The 26,218-nt window shown below is 26.8% G+C and carries 21 protein-coding genes; all 21 read right to left on the bottom strand.

Translation table 11 applies throughout. The features are described 5' to 3' along the window. Positions 1-99: 99 nt before the first annotated feature. Positions 100-2,214, bottom strand: coding sequence for an LTA synthase family protein (locus G324_RS0105620; RefSeq protein WP_025725412.1), 2,115 nt, complete (start codon positions 2,212-2,214; stop codon positions 100-102). A 118-nt stretch (positions 2,215-2,332) separates the two neighbouring features. After that, positions 2,333-5,065 (bottom strand): glycoside hydrolase family 10-like protein, encoded by a 2,733-nt coding sequence (locus G324_RS0105615; RefSeq protein WP_025725411.1) that lies wholly within the window; start codon positions 5,063-5,065, stop codon positions 2,333-2,335. Between the two features lie 125 nt (positions 5,066-5,190). Next, positions 5,191-5,622, bottom strand: a complete 432-nt coding sequence (locus G324_RS0105610; RefSeq protein WP_025725410.1) for a hypothetical protein — start codon at positions 5,620-5,622, stop codon at positions 5,191-5,193. Positions 5,623-5,680: 58 nt separating this feature from the next. Beyond that, positions 5,681-7,252 carry a hypothetical protein gene (locus tag G324_RS0105605; RefSeq protein WP_156921287.1) on the bottom strand — a complete coding sequence of 524 codons (1,572 nt, stop codon included), beginning with the start codon at positions 7,250-7,252 and terminating at the stop codon, positions 5,681-5,683. After that, positions 7,239-7,961, bottom strand: a complete 723-nt coding sequence (locus G324_RS0105600; protein WP_025725408.1) for an ABC transporter ATP-binding protein — start codon at positions 7,959-7,961, stop codon at positions 7,239-7,241. Before G324_RS0105600 ends, G324_RS0105605 begins: the two co-directional genes overlap by 14 nt. 164 nt (positions 7,962-8,125) lie before the next feature. Beyond that, positions 8,126-9,991: an ABC transporter ATP-binding protein gene (locus G324_RS0105595; RefSeq protein ID WP_025725407.1), complete on the bottom strand. Its 1,866-nt coding sequence runs from the start codon at positions 9,989-9,991 to the stop codon at positions 8,126-8,128. Between the two features lies 1 nt (position 9,992). Beyond that, positions 9,993-11,753 (bottom strand): ABC transporter ATP-binding protein, encoded by a 1,761-nt coding sequence (locus G324_RS0105590; protein WP_025725406.1) that lies wholly within the window; start codon positions 11,751-11,753, stop codon positions 9,993-9,995. A 3-nt stretch (positions 11,754-11,756) separates the two neighbouring features. Further along, positions 11,757-12,185 (bottom strand): MarR family winged helix-turn-helix transcriptional regulator, encoded by a 429-nt coding sequence (locus G324_RS0105585; RefSeq protein ID WP_025725405.1) that lies wholly within the window; start codon positions 12,183-12,185, stop codon positions 11,757-11,759. A 499-nt stretch (positions 12,186-12,684) separates the two neighbouring features. Continuing rightward, positions 12,685-13,248, bottom strand: coding sequence for a DUF2179 domain-containing protein (locus G324_RS07365; RefSeq protein WP_035357542.1), 564 nt, complete (start codon positions 13,246-13,248; stop codon positions 12,685-12,687). A 35-nt stretch (positions 13,249-13,283) separates the two neighbouring features. Continuing rightward, positions 13,284-14,192: a GIY-YIG nuclease family protein gene (locus G324_RS0105575; RefSeq protein ID WP_025725404.1), complete on the bottom strand. Its 909-nt coding sequence runs from the start codon at positions 14,190-14,192 to the stop codon at positions 13,284-13,286. A gap of 136 nt (positions 14,193-14,328) precedes the next feature. Further along, on the bottom strand, positions 14,329-15,438 hold the full coding sequence (locus tag G324_RS0105570; protein ID WP_025725403.1) for a DUF1700 domain-containing protein: 1,110 nt from the start codon (positions 15,436-15,438) through the stop codon (positions 14,329-14,331). After that, on the bottom strand, positions 15,431-15,751 hold the full coding sequence (locus G324_RS0105565; RefSeq protein WP_025725402.1) for a PadR family transcriptional regulator: 321 nt from the start codon (positions 15,749-15,751) through the stop codon (positions 15,431-15,433). Before G324_RS0105565 ends, G324_RS0105570 begins: the two co-directional genes overlap by 8 nt. A 401-nt stretch (positions 15,752-16,152) precedes the next feature. Then, positions 16,153-17,445 carry a TIR domain-containing protein gene (locus G324_RS0105560; RefSeq protein ID WP_025725401.1) on the bottom strand — a complete coding sequence of 431 codons (1,293 nt, stop codon included), beginning with the start codon at positions 17,443-17,445 and terminating at the stop codon, positions 16,153-16,155. Next, entirely contained in the window at positions 17,438-19,480 is a 2,043-nt protein-coding gene (locus G324_RS0105555; RefSeq protein ID WP_162146942.1) for a hypothetical protein, read from the bottom strand. Before G324_RS0105555 ends, G324_RS0105560 begins: the two co-directional genes overlap by 8 nt. Before the next feature lie 283 nt (positions 19,481-19,763). Continuing rightward, the gene (groL, locus tag G324_RS0105550; RefSeq protein WP_025725399.1) at positions 19,764-21,374 is read right to left on the bottom strand and encodes a chaperonin GroEL; all 1,611 of its coding nucleotides are present in this window, start codon (positions 21,372-21,374) and stop codon (positions 19,764-19,766) included. A gap of 25 nt (positions 21,375-21,399) precedes the next feature. Then, on the bottom strand, positions 21,400-21,660 hold the full coding sequence (locus G324_RS0105545; RefSeq protein ID WP_025725398.1) for a co-chaperone GroES: 261 nt from the start codon (positions 21,658-21,660) through the stop codon (positions 21,400-21,402). Positions 21,661-21,777: 117 nt separating this feature from the next. Beyond that, entirely contained in the window at positions 21,778-23,250 is a 1,473-nt protein-coding gene (locus tag G324_RS0105540) for a phytoene desaturase family protein (protein ID WP_025725397.1), read from the bottom strand. A gap of 203 nt (positions 23,251-23,453) precedes the next feature. After that, positions 23,454-23,885, bottom strand: coding sequence for a DUF1801 domain-containing protein (locus tag G324_RS0105535; RefSeq protein ID WP_025725396.1), 432 nt, complete (start codon positions 23,883-23,885; stop codon positions 23,454-23,456). An 82-nt stretch (positions 23,886-23,967) separates the two neighbouring features. Beyond that, positions 23,968-24,336 carry a hypothetical protein gene (locus G324_RS0105530; RefSeq protein WP_025725395.1) on the bottom strand — a complete coding sequence of 123 codons (369 nt, stop codon included), beginning with the start codon at positions 24,334-24,336 and terminating at the stop codon, positions 23,968-23,970. Positions 24,337-24,365: 29 nt separating this feature from the next. Continuing rightward, on the bottom strand, positions 24,366-25,322 hold the full coding sequence (locus G324_RS0105525) for a DUF1295 domain-containing protein (RefSeq protein WP_025725394.1): 957 nt from the start codon (positions 25,320-25,322) through the stop codon (positions 24,366-24,368). Positions 25,323-25,420: 98 nt separating this feature from the next. Next, positions 25,421-26,218 (bottom strand): hypothetical protein (locus G324_RS0105520; protein ID WP_210994119.1); only part of this gene is annotated, 798 nt, incomplete at its 5' end.

Raw genomic sequence — 26,218 nt, 5'->3', positions numbered from 1 at the left:
GTACTTAACTTGAACTTTACTTTTATATTTGAATCTTTGATGAATAATTAAAATAAAAACAATCCAGTAAATTAGAACTTAACTGGATTGTTATAAGTGTTATGTATTTAGTAAATATTGTTGAAGATTTTGTGTGATCATTTTATCCATTCTATTTTTAAAAATAGATACATATTCATAGAGTTCATAAGGTGGTTTAAGTATATCATTTTCATTTTTGAAATATAGTACATTATCAAAGGTTGGTGTGCCATCAGTTGCTATATGTTTAGATAATATATAATAATCATCTGTAATAATATCAAATGTTCTAGTATCTATTGAATATGTATTTTCATTTGATAAAGCATTTACTCCATAATAATACTGATTTGTAGTTACACCAAAGAGCTCAACAATTGTTCTATATAAATCGACTTGACTACGTAAGCGATTTTGTTTACCTTTTAATAATCCTCTAGGAACTAAAGAATCTTTATCATTATCATCTGGTGCATAGATAAATGCTGTTGTTTTTAACATTTCATTTCGGTATTCTAATGGGCTTAGGCTACGATCTAAAATAGTTTCTAAATCCACTTTTGGAATACCGGAACCATGATCTCCATAAAATACATAAACTGTATTTTCTAATTGTTTTGTTAATGCTATAAATTTTTCATAAAATGAATCTACATAAGTCTCATAATTTAATAATTTTAATGTTGTTTGATCCACATTTAAATCATCAAAACTAAATTGTGGTTCATTGATGTATGGATCATATGCATAAGGTGTATGTGGTTGAATCATTATTGGATAAAGTAAATAGTTTTGGTTATTTTGTGATATTCTATTTGCTTCATCTAATACCCAATCTAGTAAGGATAAGTCACTGATCCATGGGCTTTTCTCATCGGTTTTTTCAAGATAGTTAGGAAATCTAGAAACTGCATTATTATTTGATGATGTTGGATTTTCAACATCATAATAAATATAGCGGTTAAATTCAAACATATTTTCATGAACCTTTTGACGATTATAAAATATTGGTACATCACCATGAAGTGATGTAGCATCATAGCCTTTAAATAATTTAGGTAGCGCATCAAATTCATATTCAACGTCATTATAGTTCCAATAAATGGTGGTATCACCTCTAGGATATAACCCAGTCATTACAGAAAATTCAGCATCTGATGAATTTCCTAAACCTACATTTGCATAAAAGTTATCCAGTACGTAGGATTCACTCATAATCATTTTTAAATGTTTTAAGTAGTTTTCATCGAAATATGGATTATCTTCTTCAAGTAGAAAATGATTAAATGTTTCAATATGAACAATAACTATATTTTTATCTTTAAATAACCCGTTTAGTAAATCATTTTCATTATTTAATAAAGGTGTTTCGACAGTTGATGCATCTTTAAATTGTAGCTTATTATGATATGTTTGACCATATAAATTGGTATAACTATCTTTATTTTTATTATATTCATCATATATGCTTAAGTCTATTTGTTCTTCTTTAGTTGATTCAAGTAAGTTAATACCAATAAACTCACCTAAATAATAATTATATAAACCTGCTGACTGCACACCATATAAAGATCTTTCAGCATTCACGGGCCATTTAGATTCCATAGATACTTTTACAACACCTAAAGTTGTAAGAGAAAGTATAAAGCCCATAATAAGTACCATCACTGGTAGCATTGGTCCATGTTTTAATTGATGTTTTCTTACAAATAATTCTTTTTGTGGTTTATGTTGTTGTTTGACGTATAAATATATTATTCCCATGATTATAGTTGGTATAAAAACCAGTATACGGTAATAGACAATAATTTCTCTTAGTGCTTCTATAAATATAGAACCTGCTAGATCAAGTGCTGGGTTATAAAAAAGTGTCATTTCATAAATTGAAAACATTGTTTGATAATATTTAGTAAATATACCTATAGAAAATATACCTACATTTAACCCAAAAGTTAACCAAAACATATAAAGTAGTCGACTTTTTCTGGTTTTAAATATTATAAATCCTGTAATTAGAAGTATGGTGAGTGCTGCAAAATTACCCAATATAGAATTTAGTTCTATCATTGGACTACGTCTAAAAGCGATTAAATATCTATTTAATACGGCTGTCGTTACAAAATATGTATTTATGATATTAGTTACATAAAATATGAATATAACTAATAATGTTTTCTTGGTTTCTTTTGTCACTTTTATTATTCCCTTTATGTAGATGCTTCTTATAATTATAAAATCAATTATGTGTTTATTATATCTTAATAAATCAAATAAGTTCAATATTTGATATCTTTTTTATTGGTTTTTTAATTTATCTTGTGGTTTTAATCTCTATTATATTAATAAAATAATTAAAATAATTGTTTAAGTTGTTATAAGCTTTTTGATCGACATATTCATTTAGTTCTAATTTTATAGTTACTAGACTATTTAATAAGATTTCTTGATCTTGTTTTGAATCATATGTTTTAGTACTTAAATCATTTAATTTATTAACTAAGATATTATATTTAGTTTTGGTAGATAAATCATTTGGAATATAGATATTTGTAAACTTATGTTTAATATCGTCTACAAATACTTTAAGTATCTCATGAATTGAATCAGTAATTGATATAGCTTTATTTTTATATAGTCCGTTTATTATTATTGATTTTACATTTTCATTATTAATTATATTGTGAGATGCAAAAATTGCATGTCCGTGTGAATTGTTGTAGTTAATTCTATCCATGTAGGTTGCATTATAAATATCTGGTAAATTGTAATATGTAGGTGCTATACCAACAAAACTATAAGATAAATCTTTAGTAATTTTATTTAAATCTATGATAATTGATTCTAATGTTGCCTCATCGTTAACATAAGCCATAGGTAAAACTGCATCGATATATCCATTTGTAACCCAAGTTTCCCAATCTTGCATTAAATTGGTTTTAGCATCAACTGCATTTGGTCCTACAGCAATCGATAACATTAAATCATTTTTTAGTGGCTTAATCTCATTATAGATTCTTTCAACAAATGTATTGATTTTATTTTGACGATATAAATTCCATTGATTATATAGTTCTTTATTTGTTTGAACATCCATTACTAAATTACCCGTATAATTATATAATATCTTAAATTCATTCATTGCAGTTTCTGTATATCCTGTACTATAAACAACATAATCATTTCCAGATGGATATCTAATATAGTCTAGTTGTAAACCTTTAATATCAAAGTTTACGATTTCTTTATAAATATTTATAATAAATTCACGTGCTTCATTATTGGCCGGATCAAAGAATAAAAACCCTTCTTCTTCACCACCTGGTTTATTAGTAACTACTTCATTACCTAATATATCTTTATTACGCCAATAACTATATTTTTCCCAAAGATTACTATGTTGATTAACTGTCCCTACAAAAAAGTTTTCTACCCATGCATGAACATGAATGTTTCGTAATTTGGCTTCACTTAAAAACGCATCTAAATAATCATTATAAGGACCAAAATCACTTTCATTAAACATCACATGGTATGGTGCAATACTAGACTTATATACCACATAACCATTCCAAAAAGTCTCTAGGTAAATGTCTGTAAAATTCAAATTTTCTAATGTATCTAGTAATGATTTTACCTCATCTAAATTCAGCTCATTTGGCCTATGCCAAATACCACGTGTTTCAATTTTTCTTGAAACACGTGTATTTAAATATACTTGATTAAAAAGTGGCATAATATTGTTTTTATGTTGATTAAATAAAATTACTTTACCTGGATCATATGTATTATTTAATTCTATTGATAACTCATTAAGTATTTTAATACTATCTTCAATTATACTTAACTCACTCTTAGAATTTTCTATATCATTGACATCATAATAATTAGTTAATGCTTCATCTACTTCATTTTTTGATTTTAAATAAGAAGTATTTAATTCAAACATTGCTTGATTAATTAAATGGTTATTTATGGTTATTTTTTTAGTATGATTATCATAAGTAATTTTAGAACCCAATTTTATTTCATTCATAATAAAGGTACGATTTATACCATGACCTGATAAAACAAACCCGCCTTCAGGAATATCAACTAATACATTTTTTTCAACAACAATACCGTCTTTATTTACTGCAGCTTCATATCCATAAATATTTTGGTTACTTGATTTACTTGGGGATTCATATACTAATATATAGTCTGTTAATCTTAATCCACCAATGCCATTAAAAGGATGTGTATATGTTTCTTCTAAGTTAATAAAATCAAAATTAATAAGTTCTATTAAATCATTTTCATCAAATAATAGATTATTTAGAAGTAAGGATTTATTTGGTTCACCATTTGTTGATATAACAAATCCATCTAAAGGAATGTCATTATTTCCTTCATTTGATTTTTGACTGATTTTAAATGATTCTAATTTTTGGTCATAATGAATGATTAATTCACTGGTATTTGTTTTTAAGGTTTGGGTGTTTTTACCATATAAATAATTATAATATATAAACCTTCTATAGCTATCTTTAGAATTGATATCATCAAGTGCTAACCTAACACCTTTATTGGTCTTAATAGCATATGAAAAATTTTCAATTTTTACAGATTTTTGATTAATTTCATCTCCTATATTAAAGACCTTTTCCATATTATTAGGTACAGATATGATGATGCCATTTAGTGGTATTTCTTGATTACCTAAATTATTAATTTCTGTAATCGTATATAAACCTTTGGTATTAATGATTGCTACATATTCTGTTGCATCCTCTAACCTATTAGTTTTTTCATAATGCCATCTAGGTGTGTATAATACGATTTTATTTGAAGTATCTATATATTCAATGTGATTAGATAAATACAGTGCTGGATCCATTGTAACTTTTACATCACTTCCTGCTATAGATATTTCCACTTCCTTTGGATTTGGTTTTGGAGTATCTATAATGTCAGGTACTTCATCATCAATGAGTATATTATCTGTACAGGATACAAGATAAATACTAAGTAGCATAATGATTAGAATGCTTATATATTTATTCATAATTATTTTCCTTTTTTAAAATATAGATTTTTATAATGTTAGGTTGTATATACATATATTATAACTAGATATATTATTTTTTCAAAATAAAAGGTAAACAAATATAAATTGTTTACCTAAATTGCTTAAAATATTTCAGAGTTTCTTAATATATAATTAATAATTAATTTTTCATATGATTTGTTTGGATGAGTGACACTTAAATTTTCAAACTTTTCTAAATAATACTTAGTAAATGCATATGCATCTAATTCTATTTCAAGTTCAATATAATCAGTTTCAGATAATGTTTCATTTAATTTAGAAAAATCTTTTCTCCAATCATTTGATCTTTCATTTTGATAGATATTTATATAAAATATTTGAAATGCATGGCGATATTCGTGCGCTAAACATTTTGCAGATTCTAGATAATTATTTTCATATTTTTTATTAATACCAATATAGTTTTCTTTAAGATATAGTAAGCTATCTTCTTTTATATCTTCAAATTTAAACTCTAATTCTTCAATACCTAGTCTATTTGAAATTCTTTTATTTAACGCTTTAATATCCATGATATAAGCCTCCCATGATTGTTTTCTATAATTGCCTTATAAAGGCTTTATAATACTTTTAAAATTTATTGAAATGTTTATCTGCACTCTTATATAAATAAGCCATAACTAAACTTGATAATATTATATTTAATGACCCAATAATAAATACATTAAGATTACTATGCATATAATTATTTAATAAATAATATATACCTATACTTGTAACAATAAGTGCCATACCGCCAAATGTTGCAAGCATTGCACTTACACTTTGTTTAACAACGAGTGCTTCATTTTCATAATTAAACTTTGGAAATAATAAATTGAATATACCATTTAGATGTGATGATAAAACTGATAAGCTAACAATATAATAAATAATAAGTAATACTTCAATAATATTTAAATTAAATGCGATTCCAAATAATAAAATACTTATGATACTAATTGGTATGATGAGTATTAAATTAAATAAAACTTTTGATAACATAATTAATTTAGGTGAAATGGGTAAACTTTTTATAATCCATAAATTCTTACCTTCAAGTGATAAGGATACTGCAGGAGTATAGGTAAGTACAACCATAAACCCAATTGTTACACTAAGTATTGGTACGATATTAAATTCTAATTCGTGAATGATTGGTAGTATATCGCTTTTAAAGTATATACTTGCAAGTGCTCCAATAAGCATTAATAGTAATCCAAATCCTACGTTGATCATATAAATTGGAATACTAAAGAACTTATTTATTTCTTTACCAATTAATGAAACTAGTATTGGCCTAAATTTAATAACTGTTTTTCCTTTTTTAAAGTTTAATCTTTTTATTGTTGTCTTATTAATTTTTAATGATATTTTTTCAAATATAAAAACTGATAAAACAAAGATAATTAAACTAGATAACATTAAATATATTAAGTTTAAGATATCAAAATTTACAATAGAGTTTGTAAACCATTTAAGTGGGTAATAATATTGGGTTATAAATGTCATGATATTAACTTGTCCACCTAATGGGTTTTCATTGCTTGTAGACATGCTAAATTGTAGTATCATAACTCCTATAATTAAAGCAAGTGTTACTACTGTTTGAAAAATAGATGTAAGTTTTGTTTTAATGGAAATATAACCAATTATAAATGATATAAATGTCATGAATATTACAGGGATAAGTGGTAAGAAAATAAGGCCAATAATCATGATAATTAACTTAATTATATTAAATCCAGCAAAGTAAAAATAAATTGAACAAATAGGAATAATAAATACTAATGAGCCTATATATATAAAGAGCATCATGATTGTAAGTTTCGCTAAGAAGATTGTTCTGCTTCTTATAGGAAGTGGTCCTACAATGGAAAAGTCTTTATAGAAAAACAGTGTCCCACTAGTTCTAAACATTGTCATGACTAGTGGCACAATTAAACTATATACACCTAAAAATATGATGAGTGTATCAATTTGACCAACTTTATTTAAAGTATCTGCTAGGGTATAAAATGTGAGCCCTAAACTACTAAATACTGCAACACCTACATAAACAAGTAGGAATGCAAATAATATCTTCTTTGTTTTTGTATTAGAAAATGAATTTTTAAGTAGTGCGTTTTTAAAGTATATTTTTAATAGCTTAAGATACATCATATTCTTTTTCCAGTTCCATGAATATTGTTTCAAGTGATTTATTGGAAATGATTTTTTCAGTTAAACCTGATTCTACGATTTTTCCGTTTTTAATAATAGCAACCTTATTACACAATTTTTCAACTACTTCAAGTACGTGGGTTGAAAAGAAAATTGAACTCCCTTTTTCACACATTGCTTTAAATTCATTTTTTAATAAGAAACTTGCTTGTGGATCTAGTCCTACGAATGGTTCATCTAAAAGTAATACTTTTGGTTCATGAATGAGTGCACTTATTAATACTATTTTTTGTTTCATACCATGTGAGTATTCTTGAATAGTTTGCGTAAGTACATTTTCCATTCCAAATAGTTTTGCATATTTATTAATTAATTCGATTCTTCTTTCTTCAGTAACTTTAAAGGCATCTGCAATAAAGTTTAAATACTCAATACCTTTCATCGTTTCATATACATCTGGATTATCAGGTACATAAGCAATTTGTTTTTTAACACCCATTATATCTTTTTTTACAGATACACCATTGACTAAAATATCACCCGAATCAAAATCTATTAATCCGACAATTGATTTTAGTAGTGTTGTCTTACCTGCGCCGTTATGACCAACAAATCCATAAATATCACCTTTATTTATTGTTAGTGATACATTATCTACAGCATTTTTCTTGCCATCATAACTTTTTGATACATTTATAATTTCTAGCATATTTATACCCCTATTTTTATTGTAAAAATTACTGATTTTTATATATTTATTAGTTTAGGTTATATTCACATTACTATTGTAACATAATAATTTTTAATTACTAGAATTACTATTGAACCTTTATCTAAATTAAAAAGAATCAAGCTTTCGCTTGATTCTTGATATTATGATGGATCAAATTGTGAGTTATATAATTGTGCGTAAAAGCCATCTTTTTCAAGTAGTTCTTGATGTGTACCACTTTCAACAATATCGCCTTTATCCATAACTAAAATAAGGTCTGCATTTTTAATTGTAGATAGTCTATGTGCAATTACAAAAGATGTTCTACCCTTCATTAAGTTATCCATTGCTTGTTGGATTAATACTTCTGTTCTTGTATCTATAGAAGATGTTGCTTCATCAAATATTAACAGTGGTGCATTAAGAATAATTGCTCTTGCAATTGTTAGTAATTGTTTTTGACCAGCTGATAAGTTTACCTTATCAGTTAGTATTGTTTGATATTTATCAGGCAGTGTATTAATAAAGAAGTGAATACCTACAGTTTTACAAATTTGTTCTACCTCTTTGATGGTAATATTTGTATTTGTAAAAACTAAGTTATCATAAATTGTTCCTTCAAATAACCAAGTATCTTGTAAGACCATACCAAATAAGTTATGTACATTTTTTCTTGTAAGTTCTTTAATATCTGTACCATCAATTAATATACTTCCACTATTTAGCTCATAAAAGCGCATCATTAAGTTAACAAGTGTTGTTTTACCGGCACCTGTTGGTCCAACAATAGCAACCTTTTGACCAGCTTTAACTTTTGCTGAAAAGTCTTTAATAATTAAATTATTTTCTTCATATCCAAATTTAACATTTTTAAACTCAACATCACCTTTTACATTGTCTAAAGTCTTAGTTTTATAGGATTCATCTTCTAATTCTTTTTCTTCTAAGAATTCAAATACACGTTCTGCTGCTGCTGTACCAGATTGAAGTGATGTCATTGCTTGAGCCATTGTAGATAAGGGTTGAGTAAATAGTCTAACATAGATTAAGAATGCTAATATCACACCAAATTCAAGATTACCTTTTGATACTAATAGTGCACCAACTATAATAACTGCAACATATCCTAAGTTACCTACAAAACCCATCATCGGCATCATAATGCCTGATAGAAATTGTGACTTCCAACCACTTTTATATAAATCTTCATTCATTTCATTAAATGTTTGAACTTCTTTACTTTCAGCATTATAAGCTTTAACGTTTGTATGCCCTGTATAGATTTCTTCGATGTGACCATTAATTGCACCAAGTTTAGATTGATAAGTTCTAAAATATTTTTGGGAACGCATCATAAAAACCATCATAACCATAAATCCAAGTAGTGATGAGGCAATTGCTGTAAGTGCTAAAATCCAGTTTGTTATAAACATCATGACAATGGAGCCAATAAACATAGTAATTGCAGTTACTAATGAACCAAAGCTTTGTTGATAGGTTTGTCCAACCATATCCACATCATTAGTCATACGGCTTAATACATCACCAATATTTGTTGTATCATAATATTTAAATGGAACTTTATTCATCTTTATCGCAATATCTTTTCTAAATTTATTAGAAATTCTTTGAGATACTGTCGTTAAAATAAATCCTTGTACATAGTTAAAGATAAATCCTAAACTATAAAACACAACTAAGATGATACCTAAACGGTTAATTAACCCTAAATTAATTGTTTCAGATGGATAAATACCTTTATCAGGTCTAAAATCAATTGCTTTTGTAATTTCATTTGTCATTTGTTTAATAAAGTCAGGTCCTATAATATTAAGAATAGTTCCAACAAATGCCATAATAAATGCCATAATAATTAATACTTTATATGTTTTTGCATATGAAATTAATTGTTTAAATGATTTTTTAAAGTCTTTTGCTTTAGATCCACCACCCATCATGATTCCATGATTAGGTCCTTTACCTTGAGGAGTTTTTAGTTGTGTGTTTTCTTCTTTATGTTTTGTCATATTAAATTTCCTCCTCTGATAATTGTGATAATGCAATTTCTCTATAAACTGCATTTTCTTTTAATAAATATTCATGTGTGCCTTGACCAACAATTTCACCTTCATCAATGACTAAAATTAAATCTGCGTTTTTAATTGTTCCAATTCTTTGAGCAACAATTAAAGTGATATGTTCATCTAAATTAGTTTTTAATGCATTTCTTAAATTGCGGTCTGTTTGATAATCAAGTGCTGAAAAACTATCATCAAATATTAAGATATCTGATTCTTTTTGGATTGCACGTGCAATAGAAATTCTTTGTTTTTGACCACCAGAAAAGTTTTTACCCGCTTGTGATACACGTGATTTTTCTTTTTCATCTAATGTATTTACAAAATCATTGGCTTGAGCAATATATAATGCATCATCTAATTTTTTAGATATATCTGTTCCGTAGTTAACATTTGTTTGAATCGTTCCACTAAATAAAAATGCTTGTTGTGAAATGTATCCAATTTTATGTCTTAGATCTTTTTGTATATAGTTTTTAATGTTTTCATTATTTACTTTAATTTCACCTTTAGTTACATCATAAAATCTTGGAATTAAGTTAATGAGTGTTGATTTACCTGCACCGGTTGCACCAATAATTGCAACGACTTCACCTTTGTTTGCTTTAAAACTTATATTTTTTAATACTAGATCAGATGCATCCGGGTATTTAAATGATACGTTTTTAAACTCTAAAGATTCTACTTTTGTTTCAAGTGATTGATAACCATCAATAATTTTTGTTTTTGTTTCTAAAACATCTAATATACGGTTAGCAGATACTTGAGCTCTAGGCATAATAACAAATATCATCACTAGCATCATAAATGCCATAATTACTTGCATTGCATATTGTGAGAAAATAATCATTGGTCCATATATTTCCATACGAGCAAGAAGTCCAACTAGTGGGTTTGCTAAATCAAGTGTCACATTTCCAATTAAACTACCACCAATCCAGTAAATAGCTAAACCAACACCTGACATAACAAGAGTCATTGTAGGCATCATTAAACTCATAATACGACCAGCAAATAAAGAATCATTCATTAAGTTATCACTAATGCTATTGATTTTACCTGTTTGGAATTTTTCTGCATTGTATGCTTTAATAACTCTTAAGCCTGATAGGTTTTCTCTAGAGTGCTTATTGAGTTCGTCTGTATTTTTTTGTATTTTTTTGAATCTTGGCATTGCAAAGAAAATGATTAATATAAGAACAATTGAAATAATAAATATAGCAATTATTGTAGATAAGGTAAATTCCCATCTAGAATCTGATATTTTATAAATACTCCAAATTGCAAGTATTGGTGCTTTTAATATAATTTGTGCACCCAATGAAATAATCATTTGAACTTGGTTAATATCATTTGTTGAACGAGTAATTAAACTTGGTGTAGAAAAATTATTAATTTCTTCCATTGAAAATTCTGTTGTTTTCGTAAATATATTAAATCGTAGTCTTGCACCAAATCTGGATGATATACGTGCAAATATTAGTCCAACAACTACTGCAGATGCTAAACTTCCTAATGCAAGTCCCAACATCTTTAATCCTTCTAATACGATATCCCAAATAACGGTATCATCACCTAACGCCATTCTTGAAATATTGAGCATATATTGTGGTAATTCTAATTCTAAATAAACTTGTCCCATAATGAGTGCAAGTGATATAATTATCCAAATCCATTCTTTTAACTTAATATACTTAAGTATTCTTAACATGTGTTATACCTCATCTTCTAATGTAATGTTTTGTTTGATTTGTTCAATAACTTTTTTAAATATTTCTAAATCTTCTAATGTAATATTTTGTTTGATTTTTTCTTCCATCTCATCAAATTTATCTTTAATACTACTGATAAATCGAATTGATTTTTCTGTAGGCTTTATAATCTTTTTTCTTGAATCATTTTGATCATCTATACGCATAATCAAATCATTTTGTTCCATTGTAGTTAACATTCTAGAACAAGTCGATCCACGCATACTAAATGCTATTTCTAAATCTTTTGAATTAATATCTTCATTTTGATGATGCATTAAATATTTGATAATAGCTGCTTGTTGCATTGATATATTTTGTAGTTCAGATAATTTATGGGTGTAACGCACAATCAGGTTCATTACACTTTTTAGTTCAAGTCCAATATTCACGTAATGTGCCCTCCCTTATAGTTAGCATGCTAATGATTATATATTTAAAAAAAATATTGTCAATAAATTTGCCTATAAAGAAGTTAATAATATTTTATTTACCATAATTAAATAAAAATGAAGTGAAACATATCATTTATGCTTCACTTATTTCATTTTATATATATCATTATTTACTTAATCACCAACATATCATTTGAATCTAATTTTTAAAAAAGTCAGCATGGGAAACTTCCCGGTAGTATCCATCTAAATCTTTAAAATATCCACTATAACCGCCTCAAATAGTCATCTTGGGTTCTTTAAAAACATCTCCTCCAAGCATTTTGACTAAATTCATGACATCATCAACTTCATGTTTATTTTTCATATTACAAGCTCGTGTTATACATTAAAACCTGACTGAGTTATTATAGGAGATTTAGTTTCATCTATATCTTTAGCAAGTTCATCAAGGGAAAATAATTCTATATTTTATACCTGCATTATTAAAAAAATATTATTTTACAATTCTTTGGCGTTTTGGAACAGTGCCACCTGTAAGTTTTACAACATCATTTTCAGCAATTAAAGCATCTGGTTCAATTGATTCAATGCCTAAGATAAGTTCACTTAAATTCTTTCTGTTGGTATATGTAATAAATACCAACTTATCATCTTTAATACCTTTAGCTTCTATTGTTGTTAGACCAATTTTTTGGTCTCTTATGTATTTTGCAACTTCTTTAGCATTTTTTGTAGGTAATATAATATGTAACATAACTTTACCAAAAGCCATTTTATTTTCAACAATCGAACCTACAAATACACCTACAGCATAACCAAATGCATAGATTATGCCTAATAGTGGTGCTGTTTTTACATCATTTACTACTTGAGATGCTACAAATACCCAAATAAGTACTTCAATAAAGGAAACGATTGCTCCTTCTAATTTAAAACCTCTATTAACGATTATTAATCTTGTTGTTGATAAAGTTACCTCAATAACTTTAGCAACAAAAACAAATAATACTGTATACCAAGGTGCTGCAGTAAGAAAATCTATTAAAAAATCTATCATGTTATTATCTACTCCTTATAATAATTATTTAAAATTTAATTTGCATTATATCCAAACGTTTTTGTCATGAAAACTTCTTTCCAATATGTTTCTCTTAAGAGTGCTTGCTGTTTACCAATTTCTGTTTTTGGAAATATTTCAAGTATCGTATATTTAAAATTATCTTGAATATAGGATAATCCTTCTTTAGTAACAAGTTCTTTTAATTTTACATTCGGATATTTACTATCTTCAAGTTCATTACGATCATAACCCTCTTTTAAATATGTAGACCATCTGCCATATAAACCATCATGGCCATATGCTGCACCAACATAAAGTTTTCCTTTTTTAATATCTGTAATTAAATAGACAGCATAAATAGTAGATAAATGTTCAATAAATGATTGATTGTTTAAGTGCTGCTTTAAATCATAATAAGTCATTGATAAATTTTCATACCCTGGAAAATTAATTTGTCTTTCAAAGTAAGGTTTACTTGATATTTCTGATATTTTTATATTATTAATGATTTCTTTATCCACATAAAAAAACTGTCTAGGTTTATTTATCCACTCTACAATCACACGGTCAATAAATTTATCGTAATTTGAAAGCCTTAATGCTTTTGCATAATTAAAACTTATACCATTTTGATTGATGTGTATATTTGATTTGGGTTCTATTATTTCATATGCACCAACAAATAACCAACGGTGATCTTCTACTTCAATAAATTGAAATTGAATATCTTTTTCATCATTTCTGGCTTTTTTACCACTACCAATACTTAGTATATATGGTAAAAAATCATTTGATTTTGAAGTATACATATCTACAAAATCATATGTAAAATGATTTTTCTTATCTTTGAAGTTTGTATTGAATCTTAATTTAATTCTTTTATTTGATTTATACTGTTTTATTAGATTATCAAATAAAAATAAGTCGTTTAATAAAATCATGAATTTTCCCCTTTAATTATATTAACAATATAAGATTTAACCGATTATGTTTAATTATATCATTAATATCTTATCCATAAAAAATACCCATTTATAATAAATGAGTATTTTAATATATTGAATCTATTTTAATTATTTATTTTGTTTGTTTAGTTTCTGTAATAACTGCCGTCATTGGTATTAGTAAAAATGCTAACCATGCATATTCCCATATATGTAAATATGTACCTAATAGCATAAATATAGTAACCGCTATAAATGGTGTATACGCTACTGGGTGTTTAAATTTAATTTCATCATATATTGCTATTATAGGTATTAACAATAGTATAAGCCAGCTGATTTTCCATACATTGGGTACTAAAAAACTTACAATTAAATATATAGTTACTATACTTAATATTGCGACAATAAGCCATTTTTTATCTTTTATATTTATATTATCTCCAGTTATTATTTGTACATAACCTAGTAATATTCCCATAAAAAATGGAACAAGATAAGGTAGCCAGGAAATATTTAAGTCCTTTTTTTCAAAATATAAAAATACATGAGATGCCGTTGCTAATAGAATTAAGATTATCATGATTAAATCTTTTATAGTTAACTTCCTAGTTAAAATTCCAACAACCGGTATAATTGCAAATATCGCCCAACCATAAAGGTAGAACTCACTACTTACATAAGTAGATATAAGTATATAGATAATTGCTAATATAAATGGTGATAGTGCCGTTATCTTCTCCTTACCTTTTACATGAAATATAATTCCTGTAATCGGTACAATTAAAAATATTAGCCATCCTGGATGCCAGAAGTTTAAAAAAATCCCCGTTAGGAAAAAACACACAACAGCAACAAATGGACTTAAAGCTATAATTTTTTCACTTCCTCGTACATTTAAAATAATTGCTGTAACAGGAATAAGTAAATAAAAAATCCAAGCATATGTCCAACCATTAAATGCAAACCCTGAAATAAAAAATAATATAGTAGAAATAAAAGGCATAATTCCAATAACTCTATTAAATTCATTATTTGTAAATTTGAGTGTATCCTTAATACCTTCATAAATTTCTTTAGGATTGCCTAGTTTTTTAATAACTTCTTCATGACTTAGACCTAAATCTGTTGCCTCATCATAAAGTTCCGAATAATCTTCTAATATATTTTTAATATCTTTATCAATGACACCTTTTTCTATAAAATAAGTTTTTATATCTTCTAAATAGTTTTTCTTATTCATTATCATTTCCCTCTAATATGAAATTTACATTCTTAATAAACTCATTCCACTCATCTGTATATGAGCTTAATTTTTCTTCACCTTTTTTTGTGATCTTATAATACTTTCTTTGTGCACCAAGCGGACTGTCTTTTGTATATGTTGTAAATAGTTCTTGCTCAGTTAGTCTTCTTAAAATAGGATAAATCGTATTTTCATTAATATCTAGTATATTTGATAACTTATCAATTATTTCAAATCCATACATTTCTTTGTTTTGAACTACTTTTAATATACATAAATCTAAGATACCTTTTTTAAATTGGGTGTTCAAACAATGCCCCTCCTTCTTATATTGTGTAATACACACTACTATAATACCACATGTACCGTGTATTACACAATACTAATGCTTAACTTTCTTTATACAAAGTTATATATAAAAAAGATCTATTTTTAATAGACCTTGTTTTATCATATTATAACTATTATTTAATAATTGAATAAGTATCAGAACTATTAATATTAGCCTGTACTATTTTAAAATCTATTATTATATAAAAATGTATATACTGCAACCTTTCCAGGTGGTAGTGATTTCTGTTTATGTCAAAGCACTTGATATACAATTTTAAAATAATTATTAGTAACCGTCTTATCAATACTATTTGATGCAATAGTAATTAAACCTGAAATTATTATTCATACTTCATAATGAAGCATTACCTTTATAGGTTAATTATTTATAGCCGTATATACAACAAATCCTAATAAGAACATAAAATCTTTTTTAAGAAAGTCTTCTTCAAGTATTTCAATATGAGATTCCATCCATTCTATTTCCTTTTCTACCGACTCACTTGGACTATGTTTTCTTAGGTAATATAGATCATGTAGGATAGCTCCAAAATAAGTATGAAAAAGTGCTTCTTTTTCATAGAAGTCCATATTTATTGTATGCATACCTAAAGTTTCTAGGTTAATATCAGATAGTCCTAGCCTGCTTAAATACGTATAAACTTCTCTACCACTATAACGGTAGCCCCATCTTGGATTGTTATAAACTATTTCAATAGCTTTTTTAAAGTATCCATTTTCATCAGGATAAGCTAAATTTAAGCCATCATCGATGTCTCTAATAATGATTGTTCCACCTTTATTTAAATACCTTCTTATGACTTTTAACATTTTAAATGGATTTTTCAAATGGAGTAAAACCATTGAAATATTAATGATATCGAAACCTTCGATATTGTGTTTAGTAAGTAATATCTTTATATTTTGATTAAAGTCATCAGCTTCTATATCAAATTCATAAAATTTTAAATTTTCACTTCCATAGATTTCATTTGATTTATTAACTGCTAAATTATCATATTCAATTCCAATTGTTTCTCGTGCGTTTGATTCTTGATGTATTTTATGGGTTAAATAGCCATCATTAGAACCCACATCTAACACTAAAGGTTTTTCATATCTACTGTATACAGATTTATAAGTTGAATGAGTCATTTTTTCAAGTAAACTTCTTTGACCACTTAATCGTTCTAATTCAAAATCATCGTCATATACAAAATACTTATTATCTTTTCTTTCCTTTTCTTTTGCGGTTTCTTCTATTTTAATACCTAATATATTTCTGGTTTTATCCAAAAGTTCTTGAATTGAAGTATTTAAATCATGATTTGATGCATCCACCCAATGAAATCTCTTAATATAGTAGGTCATTGCATCAGATAATAACTCATTAGATACTTTAAATGGTAGTATTGCTAGTCCTTTTTCATCCATTGCTTTATATGCGGTTTCAACTTCATTTAATACATGGTTTGAACGACTAGACTTTCCATTTAAAACAATAATAAATACTTTTGTTTTATTAATTGCAGTTACAATTGATTGTGCATATTCACCTTCAACATCTCTAGGTGCATACCAACATCTAATACTATTTTTTTCAAACACATTAACAATATTATCAGCAATTGTTTTTGTTTCTTTTTCATAGCTTATAAATACATCATGCATGATTACTTTCTCCTATTTCATTCTTAATTTTAATTATTTTATATCCGTTATGAGTTAACACATCAAATAAGTTGTTAGTTGGATCATCAAATGCCATATAGTCATATTTATAGGTTTCAACATCCATTAGTGTAACTTCCTTACCTAACTTTTTAAATACTTCCTTAACCTCTTTATGGAGCCTATCTAAGCCTTCATAAGATGTTAAACATGCATGAGTTTTATTTTTTATATCTTTTCTTTGATAATCTAATGTATATGGATTTATTTTAATGTCAGATAACTTCATTTGTTTAAATCCATTAAATAAGTAATATGCATTCCATCTTAATTTTTCACTGTAAGATATGACGTTTCTTGGATTTGTCATAAAGTAACTTTCATAATTAAGTACTTTTGGTGTACCTTCACTATAAATTTTCATAAATTCATCTTTAGATAAGCCTATTTTATTATCCTTTGTAAGATCAAGGCCTAGTAGATGGAGTTTATAATAAATGTTTAATGCCGATGAATAGTTAGAGTAGTATTCTATATTGGGTAATTTTAGAAAACTAGTTTGGATTTCTTTATTTGTTTTAGAAAGCTTGTTGTAGGAATTAAATAGATTCATTGCTAGACTATCAAGTTCATTATTAGTAATATTTTCGTGTGTGATGGTTTCATCTTCACTACCAAATTTAATAATATTATGATCTTTAATATCAATATATTTAGATCTACATATAATAGAATAATTTGAAATATTAAATTTATTTTTAATAAAATTTGATAATTCAATATTTTCAAGATCTGTACCAAAACTTACAATAAAGATATTAAATGCATTTTCATCTTTGCTTAAATTCTTTATTTCATTAATGGTATTTATATCATATAAATTGCCTGTAATCATTTTAAAGTTACATAGATCATCTGGTACAGGTAAATCTAATGATTCTTTTTTATAATTACTTATTTCATTTAAAATAAAGTCATCTCTATTTTTAAATTTTTCATCATCATTAACAATATAATAATTTACTAATTTTGGTTTAAGTTCGTTATTTATAGTTGTTACAAGTTGGTTATTTTCAATAAAGTTTTTAAATAGGCTTTGGTTAACTTTACCAAATCCTAAAAAGAAAATATTAATATTTTTATCATTTTTAATGGACCTGTTTTGGTTTATGAAGGATTCAGGTAGTAATTTAGGTATCGTAATTTCCGTTATAAATTTTCTAGCAATCATTTGATGTCTAGAAAATACATTAATATAACAATATAAATTTTTAGTGGTGTTTAAAATAATTTCAGAGCGTATCGTTTCTACATCATAATAGTTAGCTTCTAAATATAGATAAAAATTATGATGCGTGTGATTTATAGCACTTAATAGATTAATAAATTTTTGGTAATTGGTTTCATTTGTTTCAAATGAGATTAAATTATATCTTACTTTTCTATTTAATTTTTTTAATATAACTTTTGGTAACAAATTAGATTTTATATAAGCAATACCTGTTTGTCTTAAAAAAGGAATTTGTTCATAACTTTCATTATCAGTTAATAAAATAATGGATTGTTTAAGATTGTTTTTGGCATATTCAAGCGATGTATTAGAAACACCTAAGATTACATCTACATCTTTTCTTTGAAGCATAAAAACTTTAATTTGATTTTTAATCGATGATTTTATAATACCTAGGGTAGATCCAATAATTGTTAATATAGCAAGTATATAGCCAATATAAAAAGTTATCGCATAAAGTCTATTTTCTTCTAGTAAATTTAGAACATAATCTGAGTTCACCTCAAAAGCAAAAGTCTTGATACTTGCTACTAAACTTTGAATAATATAAATAATTTTAAAGTCATTTTGATTGTTTGTAATTGCAAGTATGTATAAGAAAAACATAATAAATGTTACCGGAATGATATTAATAAATGTATTTTTACTTAATAGGGTTTGTGTGTGTTTACTAATAACATAGACACTTAGCATTAAGATAATTTCAATCATTAAAATAATTATTAATCCAATAGTTAATCCCATATATTATCTCCCTAGTGATTGTTTTATAAAAAAAGACATCTTAAAAAAGTTGTCAATCATATAAATAATTTAAAAATATTTTCCTATGAAAAATCATTATTTATTCCACCTATGTTAAAGGTTATCTATAAAGTGTCTTAAGTTATTATGTATGTATATAAATATTTTATCATTATTTTCATCTATACGATAAAATATAATAATTTCTAAATAAAAAATACCCTTAAGAATTATAAACATCTTAAGATATTATATTTCTTAAATGGGTATTTTATTTTATATTTTAATACATTGGTGGTGTAGGTATGGTTTGTTCTTTATCTTTAATTTCAACAACAGCAGCTTCAGATGTAATCATTAAAGCACCGATGCTAGAGGCATTTAAAATTGCATTTCTTGTAACTTTTGTTGGGTCTATAATACCTTCTTTGAGCATATTAACCCATTTGCCTTCTTTTGCATCAAATCCAAAATCTTTATTTTGTTTTCTTTGCTCTGTTAATATATCTTGACCATCAAAACCAGCATTTTCTGCAATTTGGTAGAGTGGTTCGGATAGTGAATCAAGTACAGCTAATATACCTTTATATATATCTATGTGACTATCTTTAAGTGTTTGTTTAAGTTCTGTTTGAATATCAACTAAGATAGATCCTCCACCCGCAACTATACCTTCTAAAATTGCTGCTTTGGTTGCATTTAATGCATCTTCAATTCTTAATTTCTTTTCTTTAAGTTCAGCTTCAGTTGCTGCACCTACTTTAATAATTGCAACACCTCCTGCAAGTTTAGCAAGTCTTTCTTGTAGGCGTTTTTTATCATAATCTGATGTAGATGAATTAATTTGTGCTTGAATTTCTTGAATGCGTTTTTCAATAAATTCTTTTTTACCTTGTCCACCTATAAGTGTTGTTGTATCTTTTTTAACAACAGCTTTTTGGACTAGTCCAAGATCTTCTAGTTTTAAATCTTGAAGTTTCATTTGTAAGTCTTTTGCATAGAAGGTTGCACCAGTTAGAATTGCAATATCATTTAACATATCTTTTTGGTTGTCACCAAAGCCAGGTGCTTTAGTTGCAACAACATTAAATGTTCCTCTAAGTTTATTTAATATTAGTGTAGATGTAACTTCGTTTTCAATATCATCAGCAATAATTAATAAAGGTTTATTTGCTTTAACTACTTGTTCTAATATTGGTAAGATATCTTGTATTGTTGAAATTTTTTGATCCGTTACTAAAACATGAGGATTTTCTAGTTCTACTGTCATTGTTTCACGGTCATTTACAAAATATGGTGAGATATAACCTTTATCATACTGCATACCTTCAACAACTTCTAACTCCGTTTCAAATCCTTTAGATTCATCTACTGAAATGACACCATTTTTTGAAACTCTATCCATTGCCTCAGCAATAATTTTTCCGATTTCTCTAGAAGATGCACTGATACTTGCAACATTTTCTATATCTTCTCTTGTTTCAACAGGTCTAGATTTTTCTAATAACTTTTGTGAAACTTCTTTACCAGCACGTAAAATACCTTCTCTAACTAAGACTGGATTTGCACCATTATCAACCGCTTTAAATCCTTTATGGATAATGGATTGTGCTAGCAGTGTTGCAGTAGTTGTACCATCGCCTGCAACATCATTAGTTTTTGATGCAACTTCATATAATAACTTTGCCCCCATATTTTCATATGGATCTTTTAATTCAATCTCTTTTGCAATGGATACACCATCATTTGTAATTAGTGGAGAACCATATCCTTTATCTAAAACAACGTTTCTTCCTTTAGGTCCAAGGGTGATTTTTACTGTATTAGCAAGTAAATCTACCCCTTTAAGTAAAGATTGTTTTGCATCTTTACCATAACGAATTTCTTTACTCATTTAATAGTAACCTCCTTATGAATAATTATTTTTCTACGATTGCGAGTATATTTTTTGATTGAACTAATAAGTATTCAACCTCATCTAGTTTGACTTTAGTTCCAGCATAAGACTGATAAATAACTTCATCATTTACCTTAATATTTTCAACTTTTGGCCCTATTGAAATTACTTTACCCATGGCTGGTTTGTCTTTGTCTTCAGTTGCCAAGATAATACCACTCGCAGTAGTCTTTTCTTCTTTTTTAACTGATAAAACGACATAGTCTTCTAATGGTCTAATCACAATATCACCTCCATTTCTGGCACACTACTTAATTGAGTGCCAATCTATTTATTATTATAATTAAATAAAAAACGTTGTCAAGCCTTGTAAATCAAAAATGTGATATCTACCAAATATCTAACTATTTTTTTCTGCCGGTTTAATAAAAGATTTAAGTAAAATAGCTGATTGATATATTGTAGGTAGTCCACTACCAGGGTGTGTACCACCACCTACTAAATAAAGATTTTTAATTTCTTCAAATTTATTATGTGGTCTAAAATGCATCATTTGAGACAGTTTATGACTTAAGTTAAATACTGCACCTAAATAGACATTATAGTCATCTTGCCAATCTTTAGGGGTAATAATTAATTTGTCTATGATGTGCGGTTTTAAATCAATTCCTAGGCGTTCTTTAATTGATTTATATAGCATTTCTTCTACTTCAAGTTTATAAGTATCAAAATCAACTTTACTTCTTAAATTAGGCACTGGTGCTAAAATATAGAGCGCAGATTGACCCTTTGGTGCCATAGTATCATCCATAACAGATGGGTTATGGATATAATAACTTAGATCATCTGTAAATTCATTATTTAGTATTTTTTGTAGGTATAAATCATAGTCATTTGAAAAGACAACTTGATGGTGTTTAATATCAAATACTTTATCAAGTGCTAAATATATGTTCATTGTAGAAATAGAGTAATCCTTTTTGGCTAACTTTTCTGGTTTATATTTCTTTAAGTGTTTAGGATTAATTAACTTTGTCATTGCATAAGAAAAGTCAGCATTTATAACAACATCATCAAACTTCATTGTTATACCCTTAACTTTAAGACCATAAACTATTTTCTTTTCAACTAGTATTTCTTCAACTGGTGCATTTAAAATTAATTTACCACCATTTTTAACAAATAATTCTGCCATCTTTTCATTAATCATATTTAATCCACCATTAACATGATATAAACCAAAGCCGTGTTCTAAAAATGGTAGGAATGTAAAACCAGCAGGTGCTTGGTATGATGACATACCTAAGTATTTAGCTTGAAAAGAAAGTGAATGTATAAACTCAGGGTTTGGATGTATCTTTTTTAAAGATGTATAGACTGTTTTTGATAGTTGAAGTGAGGGTATTGCTCTTAAAGTATCTGGTTTTAGGTAATCAAATAAACTATCAAATGGTCGAAGTAATAAAGGAGTAATTGTATCAAACTTCTTTTTTTGATCATCATACCATTTTATATATGCATCACCTAAACCTTTAATATATGCATCATACATTGATTTGTTATTTAGTTTATCGTTTGTTGGTTCAAATGTTACTTTAGGAAATACTAATTTATAGAGTGGATCAATAGGTAATAAATTTAACTCTTTATGTAAGTCATATCCAGATTTTTTAAATACTTCTTCTAAAATCTCAACATACATCAAAAAGGTTGGACCTGCATCAAATCTAAAATCACCTAATTTTAGTGCTTTAGAACGTCCCCCAACGATACCATCTTTTTCATAAATAGTTACATCATGGCCCATCTTTGATAAAATCATTCCAGCTGCAAGGCCACCAGGTCCTGCACCAACAATTGCAATTTTTCTCATTTTATCCTCTTTTTTAAATTTTATTTATTTTTATAGACTTCATATACCTTATTATACTTTGAACTAGAATTAAAAGCATACTTTTAATAAATATAAAAGGGGTGAAAAAAAATACCCCCTTTATATTTTCATAAAATTAAACATCATTTTTTTAAGATAAACAAAATAATATATAACATCATATAAATCTTTCTATATCTATATTATGATATAACCTCATATTTTTCTTTTAAATATTCTATAGTTTTTAGCATGATTTGTTCAAGTGTTAATAGATTTACATCTGAGAGTTTATTAATATAAATACAACCTTTACCACGTGTAAATTTACCTAAACCTTCAAGTAGATATTCATGTTCTTCAAGTCCTGTAAATATATATAGACTTATCTTTGCCTTTCTAGGTGAAAAGCCAATAAGTGGCCAGTCTCCTTCTTGGCTGCTTCGACTGGATTTATAATGATATTTACCAAACCCAATCATCGTCTCACCCCACATTTTTGGTGGTTGGTCGGTTATTTTTTCCATAATCTTTATAAGTTCAAGACTATCTAGATATTTTTGATTTGTGTTTGAAAAGTTTAAAATAAAATCAAAAACATCACCATCATGTACCTTAGTCTTTAATTCGGCCATATATAAATCCTCCTATTATTTTTTTATTTAAGTTTTTTAGATTCAACGAATCTTTTAAATGCTTCCATACTTAAACGAGTTTTTAATATAAATGCTTTCTTAGGTACATAATCTCTTTATCAAATCTAAATTCTACATCCATTTGCCATATCGTCTTATCATTTAATGTTTTAAAGTGGTTGATACAGCGATTCCAAACGTTATTTACTTCATAGATTTGAATAATTAAATCAGGCATCCGGTTCAGCTCTACTGTTTCCATCATTTCCATTTTTTGGTTATTTCCTTGAAAAAATAGTTTACCTTTATAGCCAGTCTGACCTGGTATTCCAAATATTGTTTCCATACCAAGGTAAGCTTCTTGCCAATTAGAAAATTGATCATAATCTAAATATAATGAACATACATTTAATAAAATATCATTAATTTCAACTTCAACTATATATTTCATATACTTATACCTCAAATCAAATAATTGATTTAATTTTTAGGGCCACGATATTTTCTAAATGGAACATATTTAGATACTTGATTAATATAATCGCTATACTCTGGATATTTCTTTTTTGATATACTTTCTGAAAATTGAGAACTGCCTAAAAATAGTAAAATTAAAAACATAGATCCTATAAGTGTCCAGTTAAAGAAATAATAACTTACAACACCTGCACTTATACAAAATAAATATAATGTAACCCAAATAGATTGTTCAGAAAAGTAATTTGGATGTCTAGAAAATCCCCATAATCCTGTTGTGTTAAACCCCTTATTATAAGGACTTGGTAGATCTTCTAACTTTTTATTTTCCTTTAATAGACTATATTTTTTTGTTTGAAAAGACATTTGCTGTTTATCAGCAATTGTCTCTAATATAATAAAGCCTAATAATAAAACTGCAATTAAAATATCAAATATATTAAATGAAGTGCTAGAATCCATTACAGCAAGCATTGGTAGTGAGATTGCAAGTACTAAAGCATTTTGAAATACTGAAATAAATAGCAAATCAAATAATGCCCATTTCCATCTTTTATTAAGTTTCGGATCTTTTCTTAAATAGATCCAGCGGTAATCTTCTTCACCTTGCCAAAACTTGAGTGAATATGCACCTTTTTTACCAAAGTTAATGGTTAGTCTTACACCCCAAATAGTAATTAATACAGCCATAACCATTAGACGTATCGTCATTTCACCTCTTATAGCAATAATCCATGCATAAAAAATAGGTAAAATAGACCATAGTTTATCCATTTGAGAATTATTGGTTGTAATTTCTCCTACAATAAAACAGTATGCCATACTTATCATACATACAATGATAAGTATGTTTAACGTCTCTTTTTGTAACGCAGTTAAGCTGAATCCTCCTAAGAAAAAACCTAATACGGAAAGTACAAGTGTAAGTACTACTGTTAAAATTGTTATTATATTCTTCATATTTATCCTCTATTATTTTTATATATTTATTATATTAATATAAAATTTATTTTGTTTTGTTTCTAGTTTACTATAATTATGGGCTGTAATAGTAATCTTTACTCAGTAATTATCTTTACTACGACATCTTCTGTATACATATAAAAGCTTGCTTCATAATAATAACCATTATATTCAAAGTCTTTGATGTATACATCATTTACATACAGTTTAGTTATACCAAGTTGATTACTTTTTTCAATTAGTATATTAACAAAATCACCTACAGCATAAACAGTTTCATATGTGTTTACTAATGTATGATTATTAGAATCAATTATTAGGTTATAACCTTCATAATAAGTTGATAATTTGTCATAAACACTTTCATCGATTATACCCAATTCATATGCATGTAGTTTTAAATAATTATCTGTATGTACAGCATAATTAATAAATATATTATCTTTTTTTAGATAAAACCACAGTATTTTATCATCCCCTAAATTGTTTGAATGTTTTACCGGAAAGTCAAAGTTAAATTCAAATCCTTCATCCTTTAAATACTCATAAATACTGTATGTTTTACTAATTCCTAAAGTATTATTTTTATGTACAATTGTTTGTTCACCAATACCAATTCCTAATAATGAACCATTATCATTATTAGAAGATACTCTAAAATAACTTAATATAGGATTTTCATTCATACTTGGTATTGTGGTAAAAAGATATCTTTCATCCCCTATTAGTGATTCATATGTATATGTATCATCACTTGTTGATCCAACACGTTTCAAATGATCGTATGTTGTCTTCGGATTGATGTTGTCATCAAATAAACTATATGCACTAAATGTATGATTATTTTGCAAGAATTGTGCTGGATTCATTTGTACCATTCTACACCCAGTTAA

Source organism: Acholeplasma granularum ATCC 19168 (assembly GCF_000526235.1).
GTDB lineage: Bacteria > Bacillota_I > Bacilli_A > Acholeplasmatales > Acholeplasmataceae > Acholeplasma > Acholeplasma granularum.
The sequence above is the reverse complement of the archived record's forward strand: the minus strand, read 5'-3'. Positions and strand labels throughout refer to the sequence as shown.

Excerpts from the sequence above, each read along its gene's own strand:
- G324_RS0105615 (WP_025725411.1), bottom strand. The coding sequence starts at position 5,065 with ATGAATAAATATATAAGCATTCTAATCATTATGCTACTTAGTATTTAT.
- G324_RS0105610 (WP_025725410.1), bottom strand. The coding sequence starts at position 5,622 with ATGGATATTAAAGCGTTAAATAAAAGAATTTCAAATAGACTAGGTATT.
- G324_RS0105605 (WP_156921287.1), bottom strand. The coding sequence starts at position 7,252 with ATGATGTATCTTAAGCTATTAAAAATATACTTTAAAAACGCACTACTT.
- G324_RS0105600 (WP_025725408.1), bottom strand. The coding sequence starts at position 7,961 with ATGCTAGAAATTATAAATGTATCAAAAAGTTATGATGGCAAGAAAAAT.
- G324_RS0105595 (WP_025725407.1), bottom strand. The coding sequence starts at position 9,991 with ATGACAAAACATAAAGAAGAAAACACACAACTAAAAACTCCTCAAGGT.
- G324_RS0105590 (WP_025725406.1), bottom strand. The coding sequence starts at position 11,753 with ATGTTAAGAATACTTAAGTATATTAAGTTAAAAGAATGGATTTGGATA.
- G324_RS07365 (WP_035357542.1), bottom strand. The coding sequence starts at position 13,248 with ATGATAGATTTTTTAATAGATTTTCTTACTGCAGCACCTTGGTATACA.
- G324_RS0105575 (WP_025725404.1), bottom strand. The coding sequence starts at position 14,192 with ATGATTTTATTAAACGACTTATTTTTATTTGATAATCTAATAAAACAG.
- G324_RS0105570 (WP_025725403.1), bottom strand. The coding sequence starts at position 15,438 with ATGAATAAGAAAAACTATTTAGAAGATATAAAAACTTATTTTATAGAA.
- G324_RS0105560 (WP_025725401.1), bottom strand. The coding sequence starts at position 17,445 with ATGCATGATGTATTTATAAGCTATGAAAAAGAAACAAAAACAATTGCT.
- G324_RS0105555 (WP_162146942.1), bottom strand. The coding sequence starts at position 19,480 with ATGGGATTAACTATTGGATTAATAATTATTTTAATGATTGAAATTATC.
- groL (WP_025725399.1), bottom strand. The coding sequence starts at position 21,374 with ATGAGTAAAGAAATTCGTTATGGTAAAGATGCAAAACAATCTTTACTT.
- G324_RS0105540 (WP_025725397.1), bottom strand. The coding sequence starts at position 23,250 with ATGAGAAAAATTGCAATTGTTGGTGCAGGACCTGGTGGCCTTGCAGCT.
- G324_RS0105535 (WP_025725396.1), bottom strand. The coding sequence starts at position 23,885 with ATGGCCGAATTAAAGACTAAGGTACATGATGGTGATGTTTTTGATTTT.
- G324_RS0105530 (WP_025725395.1), bottom strand. The coding sequence starts at position 24,336 with ATGAAATATATAGTTGAAGTTGAAATTAATGATATTTTATTAAATGTA.
- G324_RS0105525 (WP_025725394.1), bottom strand. The coding sequence starts at position 25,322 with ATGAAGAATATAATAACAATTTTAACAGTAGTACTTACACTTGTACTT.